We start from the raw sequence: 9,144 nt of genomic DNA, 5'->3' as shown, positions 1-9,144 counted from the left end.
GGATTTGGGCTTCGCTCAAACGCCGCGCGGGCTTGCCTGATCCGGGCTCCGCTTTGATCAAGCGGAGCCCGGATCAGAGGGTCACGCGTTCGGCGGGGAAGCGGAAGGTGGTGCCGTCCGGAGTCCGGACCCCACCGAGTTGCCGCGTGAGCGCATCCACGAGATCCGTCCCGAACGCCTCGCCCGTCGCCGAGGCGTCGGCTTGGTCCGCAACGGGGCCGTGCCCCACCCGCAGTACCACCTCCGCGCCCTCCCGCGCCACCTGCAGGGCGAGCCGTCCGGCGCCGGAAGGCCGCAGCGCGCCCATGACGGCCTCGTTGAGGATGATCGCGAGCGGCCCCGCCGCCTCGGCCCGAACGGGGACCGGCGCGAGGTCGAGGTCGAGGGCGAGGTCGCGCCGGCCCGAGGCCTGCACCAGGGTGCCGGCCACCTCCCGGGCGAGGTCGGCGAGGTCGTGGGCCATCGCCGCATCCACGGGCGCACGGTAGAGCGTGCCGAGGGCGTCGACCCGCCCGATGGCCACGGCGAGGGCCGCGCGCACCGCCGGGTCCGCGCTGCCGCTGCTCTGGAGCGTCAGCATCGCGGTGATCGTCTGCAGGTCGTTGCGGGCGCGGTGGCCGATCTCCCGCAGGAGCAGGGCGTTGGCATCGAGGGTCGCCTGGGCCCGGTCGCGCTCGTCCTTCAGGGCGTACCGGTCGCTCACGTCGAGCTGCGAGGCGAAGAAGAACAGCAGCGTTCCGTCCTCGTCGTGCACCGGGCTGACGAACAGGGCGTTGTGAAAGGTCGACCCGTCCTTGCGGTAGTTCAGCAGCTCGGCATGCACGTCCCGCTCCGCCGCGATGGCGGCCCGGATCCTGGCCACCGTGTCGAGGTCGGTCTCGGGCCCCTGGAGGAAGCGGCAATTGCGCCCCATCACCTCCATCCGCCCGTAACCGGTGAGGCTCAGGAAGGCGTCGTTGGCGAAAACGATCGGGTTGTCAGGATGGCGGGGATCCGTGATGATCATCGCCATGCGGGTCGCCCGCACGGCCGCCGCGAACGGGTCCCCCTTGCCGCCCGAGCGGACGCTGGCCCGCACCCTCTCCGTCAGCTGCCAGTCGTCCGACGCCATCCGGTCCTGATGCTCTCTGCCGGCGTGTGACATCCCGGCCGTCCGCCGCCGTCGCCAAACCGGCCCGTGGCGACCATATCAAGGGAAACCGATCCCGGACATGGATCGTGCGCCCGATCAAGGGGGATATCTATGCTTCTTTTCCGCAAACGGCCCGAGATGCCGTCGCCCTCCGAGGCCCTGCCGGGCCGGCCGGACCCGCTGCCGACGGCCGAGCGGCACTTCGTCAACGGCCGCCCGCTCAAGGGCCCGTACCCGGAGGGCATCGAGACGATCGTGCTCGGCCTCGGCTGCTTCTGGGGGGCCGAGCGCAAGTTCTGGCAATTGCCCCGCGGCATCCACGTCACGGCGGTGGGCTATGCCGGCGGCCTCACGCCGAACCCGACCTACGAGGAGGTCTGTTCCGGCCGCACCGGGCACAACGAAGTCGTGCTCGTGGCCTTCGATCCCGCGCAGCTGCCGCTCACGGACCTGCTGCGGACCTTCTTCGAGAGCCACGACCCGACGCAGGGGTATCGCCAGGGCAACGACGTCGGCACGCAGTACCGCTCCGGCCTCTACACCACGAGCGAGGCGCAGGCCGAGACCGCACGGGCCGTGCGCGACGCCTACGCTCCGGCGCTCGCCGCCCGGGGCTTCGGGGCGATCACGACGGAGATCGTGCCGCTCGGGCCGTTCTCCTTCGCGGAAGACTACCACCAGCAATACCTCGCCAAGAATCCGGGCGGCTATTGCGGGCTGGGCGGCACCGGCGTGTCCTGCCCGGTCGGCACCGGCATCGCGGCCGCGTGATCCGGCCGCTCCGCCCGGCATGGCCGGGTGGAGCGTGGCCGTCTTGCGGGTGCCATCCGCCCGTGTCACATCCCGGCCACCCTCAGAGCCTGTCGCACGGCGCCCTCCGCACCCCGCGTGTCCGGAGGGGATCTCCCGGTGATCGGGAGGCCGGCGAGAGGCGCGCGCGACGGTCGGGAAGGACACATGCTGGAACGTGGCTTCGAACGGTTCCTCTTCGCCTGCCGCTGGCTGCTGGCGCCGTTCTACGCGGCCCTGACGCTGGCGCTCGTGGTGCTGCTGATCCGGCTCCTGATCGAGCTGACGCATGTCGTCTCGCACGCCTTCGGCTCGAGCGAGTCCGAGACCATCCTCGGGGTGCTGGCGCTGGTCGACCTGACCTTCACCGCCTCCCTGCTCATCATCGTGATCTTTTCCGGCTACGAGAACTTCGTCTCGAAGTTCGACCATACCGACCACAAGGACTGGCCGGAATGGATGGGGACCATCGACTTCACCGGCCTCAAGCTGAAGCTGGTCTCCTCGATCGTCGCGATTTCCGGCATCCAGCTCCTGAAGTCGTTCCTCGACGTGAAGAGCTACAGCGACCGCGACCTCGCATGGCTGGTGGGGATCCACATGGTGTTCGTGCTGTCGGGCCTGCTGATGGCGCTGACCGACCGGATCTCGGCGGGCCACCACGAGAAGTGAACCGCCGCCCGCCTTCGGGCGGGCCGCGGCCCCGGCCCCGACAACGCAAAGGCGCCACGTCAAAGAACCCTCCCGGATCGCGGATCCGGGAGGGTTCTTCTTTGAGACCGTCGGCGTCCCGAGCCCGGGCTGGGGCGCCGTGGGGCAGGCCGGCGCGCTACCGCGCGTGCAGCACCGCCCGGCAGGCATCGGGCAGCCCCGCCATGGTCATCGGCGGGCGGACGCGGGGCGGCGTCTTGGGCTTGGGCGGGTTGAGCACCGCCGGGCTGAACCAGTAGTCGAGCTCCGCGCCGCAGCCGTCGCCGGGGGGCGGCGGCGCCTGGTCGTCGCAGGCGGCCCCGCCGGGGCAGGCGAGGCGGATATGGTAGTGGTAGTTGTGCCCGTACATCGGGCGCACCTTGTTGAGCCAGGCGCGATCGCCGCCCGCCTCGCGGCACAGCGCCTTCTTGATCGCCGGATTGACGAAGAGGCGCGCCACCTCGGGCTGGCGGGCGGTGAGGCGGATCAGCGCCGTATGCTGCGGCGTCCAGACGGCGGGGTCGATGTCGAGCCGGTCGGGGCGCACCACGTTCGTGGCCGAAGTCTCCTCGCGCTCAGCCCGGCTCATGCGGTGGCCCGGCATCGGCGTCAGCCAGACGTCGGCGTCGAGGCCGAGCTGGTGCGAGGCGTGGCCCGTCAGCATCGGCCCGCCGCGGGGCTGCGACATGTCGCCCACGAGGAGCCCCGGCCAGCCGGCCTGGGGCGCGCGGGCGGCCAGACGCTCGAGGAAATCGACGAGGTGGGGCACGCCCCACATCCGGTTGCGCGAGGGCCGCATCACCTGCCAGGTCGCGCCATCCATCGCCAGCGCCTCGCCCCCGGAGAAGCAGCCCTTCGCGTAGGAGCCGAACGACTGAGGCGCGCCGCCGGTCGGCCCGATGACGCGGCCGAACAGGGCCTTGGCCGGGGTCGACGGATCGTCCGGGTTGGCCAGCGGCGGAAGGGGCTTGGGGGAGACGCTGCCGCGATCCTGCGCGGCGGCCGGGCCCGACAGCGCCAGGGCGGCCGCCATCGCGAGGGCGAGCGCCGGGGCGGGGGAGGGCAGGCGGGTCAGCGGCATGCGCGTCGGCTCGTCCGAAGAGGGGCGGGAAGGGGACAGTCCGGCCGGAACGTGCCCGGCAAGGTAGGCGTTTTTCAAGGCAGGCCGTCACAATGTTGCAGGGGCGCCGTCGAGGCCGCCCAAGGATCGCCGCCCTGGACGACGTCACGCCCCCCGATCCGGCACACCCGCGCAGCCTGATCGCCAGCGACCGCGTCATCGGCACCGATCTGCGCCGGCCGGACGGCACGAAGGTCGGGCGGATCGAACGCTTGATGCGCGACAAGGCCTCGGGCCGGGTCGCCTAGGCGGTGATGAGCTTCGGCGGCTTCTTCGGCCTCGGCGAGGCGTTCTACACGCGGCCCTGGGGCATGCTGCGGTTCGATCCGGGCCACGAGGCCTCCGTGGTCGACATCACCGCGGTGCAGCTGCGCGCCGCCCCAGAGCGCTCGCCGGAGGGCGGCGACCCGGACCACGAGAGGGCCTGGGAGGAACACGCTCACCGCCACGACAACGCCGCGCCCTATTGGGGGATCTGAGACCCAGCGGCGACGATCCCGGCTCATGGCCGATCGCCTCCGCTCGGGGCGCGGCGTCACGGCCCGGTCAGGAACCCGATCGGCTCCCGCGGCGGCTGGCCGAGCCAGATCAGCGCGGCGCCCAGGGCGAGGCCGAACAGGGAGGCCGGCACGAGGCCGAGCGGCGCGAGCAGGACATTGTCGGCCCAGGGCGCCACGCCCTCGATCGCGCTGCGCAGGGCCGCGGTCCGCTCCTGCGGCAGGGCCTGGATCAGATCGGCGAGGCTGGTGATCCGCAGGCCATTATTGGCGATGGAGCGGGCGCCGTCGTAGCAGAGCTGGACGAATCCCGCCGCCATCACCACGAGGCCGATCGCCCGGCTGATGAACGGCAATCCGAGGAAGCGGGCGACGGTTCGCAGCATGTCCGACCTCGCGCGGACCGGGCCGCCGCGCTTGGTCGCCTGACTAGGCCGAGGCCGGCGCTTTAGGCAACCCTGCCCCGCCCCCGCCCGGCGGCGCGTTGCCAGTTCCGCCGCCCCCGTGCGAGACGGGCCCGCGATGACGGACGCCCCGACTCCCCCGGACCTGGTGATCTTCGACTGCGACGGCGTGCTCGTGGACAGCGAGCCGATCAGCCTCGCCACCCTGACCCGGGGCCTCAACAGCCTCGGCCTCGATCTCGATGTCGAGACCGTGCGCGCCCGCTTCGCCGGGACTTCCATGGTCTCGATCATGGCCCGCATCGCCGCCGATGACGGCGTGCGCGCGCCCGAGGGCTTCGTCGAGGCGATCAAGGCCGAGACCCTGCGGGCCTTCGAGGCCGAACTCTCGGCGATGGCCGGCATCGCCGAGGCCGTGCGCGCCCTGCGCCTGCCCGTCTGCGTGGCGTCGAGCAGCGATCCCGTGCGGCTGCGCCGCTCCCTCGACCTCACCGGCCTGCTGCCGCTGTTCGAGGGGCGGGTCTTCTCCTCCGCCGAGGTGGCCCGCGGCAAGCCGTTCCCGGACCTCTTCCTCCATGCCGCCGCGCGGATGGGCACCGCGCCCGCCGGCTGCCTCGTGATCGAGGACAGCGTGCCGGGGGTGCAGGCGGCCCGCGCGGCGGGGATGCGCGTCGTCGGCTTCACCGGGGGCGGCCATTGGGGTCACGACCGGGCCGGCGCCGATCTGCGCGCGGCGGGCGCCACGACGGTCTTCACGGCCCATGCCGATCTCGGCCGGATCATCGCCACAGCCTAGAACACCCGGCCGGGAGGCGGAGGCCCGCTCGCGCGACCGCCCCTCACGCGCTTTCCTAACATCCTGTCGCGCATCGGCTTTTTCCCGCAAGCTGGAGCGCCGATGCGCGGCCCCAGGCCCGGCAGGTGAGACTCGCCCAAGGCGGGCCGAATCGCGGCCGGTTCTTTCCCTGTCAAGCTGATCTTCGGAAGAACATTCCGTTGACGGTCGAGCATCGACCGCTCATCTTGAGGACGTGCAGCGCTTCTGCACCGCGGTGATTTGTCTTGGCACGCTTGCGCCGCGTTATCAAACGCTAATGCATCACGGTGCGTCTGCGCACCGTGGTCCCCGACTGGACGGAGGACTTGCCTTGGTCACGGATTATCATTCGAACACTTCTAAACTCACCGCCAGACTGGCGCGGGGGTGTTGTCGACAGGCGGTCACATCGGCCGGTTAGAGGATCGGCCCGAAACCTGCTTCGCTGCCGCTCGGACCAGGAGAAACCCCGAGCACGCGCCGCGAACGCCTCGTCGACATCCGGCCCTGGAGAGGCCGCAGGAGTTCACCCCACCATGACCCGTGTCCAACCCACTTTCGCGGTCTTTCCCCCCGACGACGAGCCGCCCGCCCGCGTCATCGAGATCGGCGAGTTGACCGCCGGCATCGCCGTGCCCGAGCGCGGGGGCGTGCGCTTCTTCTCCTCGGAGCGCCGTTTCGACGGTCTCGACGGCACGCTGTTCCGCAGCCTCGAACAAGCCGCCCGCGCGGCCCGCGAAAAGAGCCGTCAGACCCGCCTGCGCGCCGTTTGACCGGCGCCGGCCCCGCACACACGAAAACGCCGGCGGTCCCACGAGGGACGCCGGCGTTTTCGTGTGTGGTGATGGGTCGGAGGGCGATCGCGTGCCGCCAGGGCGCCGCCCCTACTTGCACTCCTCCCGGGCCCGCTTGAGGGCGTCGGCGAAGCCGCCCAGCGCGTAATCGTCCTGGGTCGGCCGGTTGCGGATCGACGTGGTGCGCACCGTGGCCGACGCGGCGCGGGCCATCTCCGTGACGATGCGCGGCTCGTCCGCCTGGTTCTGGATCCAGGCGTTCTCGTCCTTCACGACGAGGCCGTAGCGGGTCTGGCCGACGGTCAGATAGGGATCGCTCGCCGCGGCGGCGGCGCCGGGCTTGGCCTGGGCGGCCGCGGGCTTGGGCTTGAAGCCGAGCATCACCGCGATCTCGCCCTGGCCCCCGCTCCCCTTGGCCACCGTCACGAACAGGTAGCCGGTGTCGCGGGCCAGCGTCTTGGGGCTGCGCGCCGTGGGCTGGGCGATGGCGTAGCACAGCTTCTCCCGGGCCTGGGCGCCGTTGGTGAAGACGTTCCAGTCGCCGTAGACCGCGAGCGGCACCGCCTGCTGCATGCCCGGCGGCAGCGCGGAACTCTTCGGCTTGCGGTCGCGCCCACGGCTCCGGCGGCCGGTCTCCGGCTCGGCCGCGGGCTCCGCCTGCTGCGCCAGGGCCGGGCCCACGGGCGCAACCGTCTCGCCCGCGGCGGTCAGCCAGGGCGCGAGGAGAAGGAGGAGGGCCGGCAGGCCCCGGCGGAGGCGGGAAGGCGGAGGGGGGCGCGACTGCATCTCACAACGGGTTCCCGGCGACCGGGCGATCCGGTCCTGTTCGTCGGTTTCAGGATGAGGGCCGCAGGCGGGACGGGAAAGCCCCGCCCGGCGCGATCAACCGAAATCGGCCCCGGTTCCGCCGGACCGTCACGCCGCGCGGGCTTCGGCGACCAGGGCGGCGGAGGCGATGGCCGCGAGCGGCAGCGCCATCTCGGCCAGGCCGGGCGCCGACAGGTGGATCTCGACGGCGGCCGTCGGAACCGGGTCGGCAGGCTTCGGGGCGGCGGGCTTCACCGGGTCGTTGTAGGGCGTGTTGTAGGCCTTGCGGATCGAGGCCCAGAAAGCGGCACGCTCCGCGTCGGTGAACCGGGCGAGGCGGCCGTCGATGGCCTCCCGCGCGGCCTGCGCCAAAGCAGGGGTTTCCTCGACCGTGATCCAGCTCTCTACGTTCATCGACGGGACTCCGCGGGGTTCGAGCAACCGGATAGCCAAGCTGACCTAGCCGGAGCATGAACGCCGCATTTTCCGTCCCTGTTCCCGCAGGGCCGACCCTAGTTCTCCACAGGGCCCAGCCGTTCCAGCCACGCCTGCGCCTGGGCGCGCACGTTGTCGGGTGCGGTGCCGCCGTAGCTGGTGCGGCTCGCCACCGAATTCTCGACCCCGAGCACGGCAAAAACCGCCTCCGTGATCTGCGGCTCGATCGCCTGCATCGCCGAGAGCGGCAGCGCCTCCAGCCCGATCCCGCGCTCGGCCGCCGCCGCCACGACCCGGCCGGTGACGTGGTGGGCCTGCCGGAACGGCATGCCGAGCTCGCGCACCAGCCAGTCGGCGAGATCGGTGGCGGTGGCGTAGCCGGAGCCCGCCGCACGCGTCAGCACCTCGGCCACCGGCTCGAGGTCGCGCACCATCCCGGCCATGGCGGCGAGGCAGAGCGAGAGCGACTGGAGGGCGTCGAAGGTGCCTTCCTTGTCCTCCTGCATGTCCTTCGAATAGGCGAGCGGCAGGCCCTTCATGACGATGAGCAGGCCGGTGAGCGCCCCGACGATGCGGCCGGCTTTCGCCCGCACCAGTTCGGCGGCATCCGGGTTGCGCTTCTGCGGCATGATCGACGAGCCGGTGGTGAAGCGATCCGACAGCTTCACGAAGCCGAACTGGGCGGAGGTCCACACCACCAGCTCCTCGGCGAAGCGGGAGAGGTGGACCGCGCAGATCGCGGCGGCGGAGAGGGATTCCAGGGCGAAGTCGCGGTCGGCGACCGAATCGAGGGAATTGGCGGTCGGCCGGTCGAAGCCGAGGGCGGCGGCCGTGGCGTGCCGGTCGATCGGGAAGGAGGTGCCGGCCAGAGCGGCGGCCCCCAGCGGGCACTCGTTGAGGCGGGCGCGGGCGTCGCGGAAGCGGCCACGGTCGCGGGACAGCATCTCGACATAGGCGAGGCAATGGTGGCCGAAGGTGACGGGCTGGGCCGATTGCAGGTGGGTGAAGCCCGGCATCACCGTGCCGGCCTGCCGCACGGCCATCTCGGCGAGGGCGCGCTGCAGGTCGGCGACCTGGACATCGAGCGCGTCGAGGGTGTCGCGCACCCAGAGCCGCATGTCGGTGGCGACCTGATCGTTGCGCGAGCGGGCGGTGTGCAGGCGCCCGGCGGCCGGGCCGACGATCTCGGTCAGGCGGCTCTCCACCGCCATGTGGATGTCTTCCAGCTCGCGCCGGAAGACGAATTCGCCGCGTGCGATCTCGCCCTCGACGGACTTGAGCCCGGCCTCGATGGCTGCCACATCCTCGGGCGGCAGGATACCCTGCCGGCCCAGCATCGCGACATGCGCCAGCGAGCCGCGAAGGTCCTGGGCGGCCAGTCGCCGGTCGAAGCCGATGGAGGCGTTGATCTCTTCCATGATCTCGGCGGGTCCGCTCGCGAAGCGCCCGCCCCACATCCGGTTGCTCATGGCCCGTCCCACCCCCTCGACTGCGCGCATGGGAGCCGGCCGGTGAGGGCGACTCCGAAAATCCTGGCGGCCGGCGGCCTCGCCGCAGCGCTCCTCGGCGGCCTCGCCCTATACGGGACCGGCTCGAGCCTCGGCAACCTCGCAGGCCTCGGCCCCAGCGGCCCCTGCGCCGAGGCGGCGCCCGCCGCCG

10 protein-coding genes and 1 pseudogene are annotated in these 9,144 nt (G+C 71.9%); 5 read left to right on the top strand and 6 right to left on the bottom strand.

Going from position 1 to position 9,144, the window contains the following annotated elements; translation table 11 throughout:
* Positions 1–73 precede the first annotated feature (73 nt).
* Positions 74–1,111, bottom strand: coding sequence for a PAS domain-containing protein (locus LW587_RS23130; protein WP_232631934.1), 1,038 nt, complete (start codon positions 1,109–1,111; stop codon positions 74–76).
* Between the two features lie 132 nt (positions 1,112–1,243).
* On the opposite strand from LW587_RS23130, the gene msrA reads away from it, so the two are divergent.
* Entirely contained in the window at positions 1,244–1,903 is a 660-nt protein-coding gene (gene msrA / locus LW587_RS23125; RefSeq protein WP_232631933.1) for a peptide-methionine (S)-S-oxide reductase MsrA, read from the top strand.
* A gap of 186 nt (positions 1,904–2,089) precedes the next feature.
* Positions 2,090–2,593: a TIGR00645 family protein gene (locus LW587_RS23120; protein ID WP_232631932.1), complete on the top strand. Its 504-nt coding sequence runs from the start codon at positions 2,090–2,092 to the stop codon at positions 2,591–2,593.
* Positions 2,594–2,750: 157 nt separating this feature from the next.
* Here LW587_RS23120 and mepA read toward each other — a convergent pair whose 3' ends face one another.
* A complete protein-coding gene (mepA, locus tag LW587_RS23115; protein WP_232631931.1) occupies positions 2,751–3,692 on the bottom strand; it encodes a penicillin-insensitive murein endopeptidase in 942 nt (313 codons plus the stop codon).
* Between the two features lie 92 nt (positions 3,693–3,784).
* On the opposite strand from mepA, the pseudogene LW587_RS23110 reads away from it, so the two are divergent.
* Positions 3,785–4,210, top strand: a pseudogene (locus LW587_RS23110) (PRC-barrel domain-containing protein).
* 56 nt (positions 4,211–4,266) lie between these two features.
* On the opposite strand, the gene LW587_RS23105 reads toward LW587_RS23110, so the two are convergent.
* Positions 4,267–4,614, bottom strand: coding sequence for a PetM family of cytochrome b6f complex subunit 7 (locus LW587_RS23105; RefSeq protein WP_232631930.1), 348 nt, complete (start codon positions 4,612–4,614; stop codon positions 4,267–4,269).
* Between the two features lie 136 nt (positions 4,615–4,750).
* Between LW587_RS23105 and LW587_RS23100 the strand changes: the two genes are divergently transcribed.
* Together LW587_RS23100 and LW587_RS23095 are read left to right on the top strand one after the other, a co-directional pair.
* Entirely contained in the window at positions 4,751–5,428 is a 678-nt protein-coding gene (locus tag LW587_RS23100) for an HAD family hydrolase (protein WP_232631929.1), read from the top strand.
* A 557-nt stretch (positions 5,429–5,985) separates the two neighbouring features.
* A complete protein-coding gene (locus LW587_RS23095; protein WP_232631928.1) occupies positions 5,986–6,222 on the top strand; it encodes a hypothetical protein in 237 nt (78 codons plus the stop codon).
* A 111-nt stretch (positions 6,223–6,333) separates the two neighbouring features.
* Here the strand turns inward: LW587_RS23095 and LW587_RS23090 are convergent, their stop codons facing one another.
* The 3 genes from LW587_RS23090 to argH all read right to left on the bottom strand — a co-directional run bounded on the left by LW587_RS23090 (position 6,334) and on the right by argH (position 8,954).
* The gene (locus tag LW587_RS23090) at positions 6,334–7,029 is read right to left on the bottom strand and encodes an invasion associated locus b family protein (protein WP_232631927.1); all 696 of its coding nucleotides are present in this window, start codon (positions 7,027–7,029) and stop codon (positions 6,334–6,336) included.
* Positions 7,030–7,158: 129 nt separating this feature from the next.
* Entirely contained in the window at positions 7,159–7,464 is a 306-nt protein-coding gene (locus LW587_RS23085) for a hypothetical protein (protein ID WP_232631926.1), read from the bottom strand.
* 98 nt (positions 7,465–7,562) lie between these two features.
* Positions 7,563–8,954 carry an argininosuccinate lyase gene (gene argH, locus LW587_RS23080; RefSeq protein WP_232631925.1) on the bottom strand — a complete coding sequence of 464 codons (1,392 nt, stop codon included), beginning with the start codon at positions 8,952–8,954 and terminating at the stop codon, positions 7,563–7,565.
* Between the last annotated feature and the right edge of the window lie 190 nt (positions 8,955–9,144).

The organism is Methylobacterium sp. Leaf118 (assembly GCF_920984675.1).
In the GTDB taxonomy this organism is placed as follows: Bacteria; Pseudomonadota; Alphaproteobacteria; order Rhizobiales; family Beijerinckiaceae; genus Methylobacterium.
The sequence above is the reverse complement of the archived record's forward strand: the minus strand, read 5'-3'. Positions and strand labels throughout refer to the sequence as shown.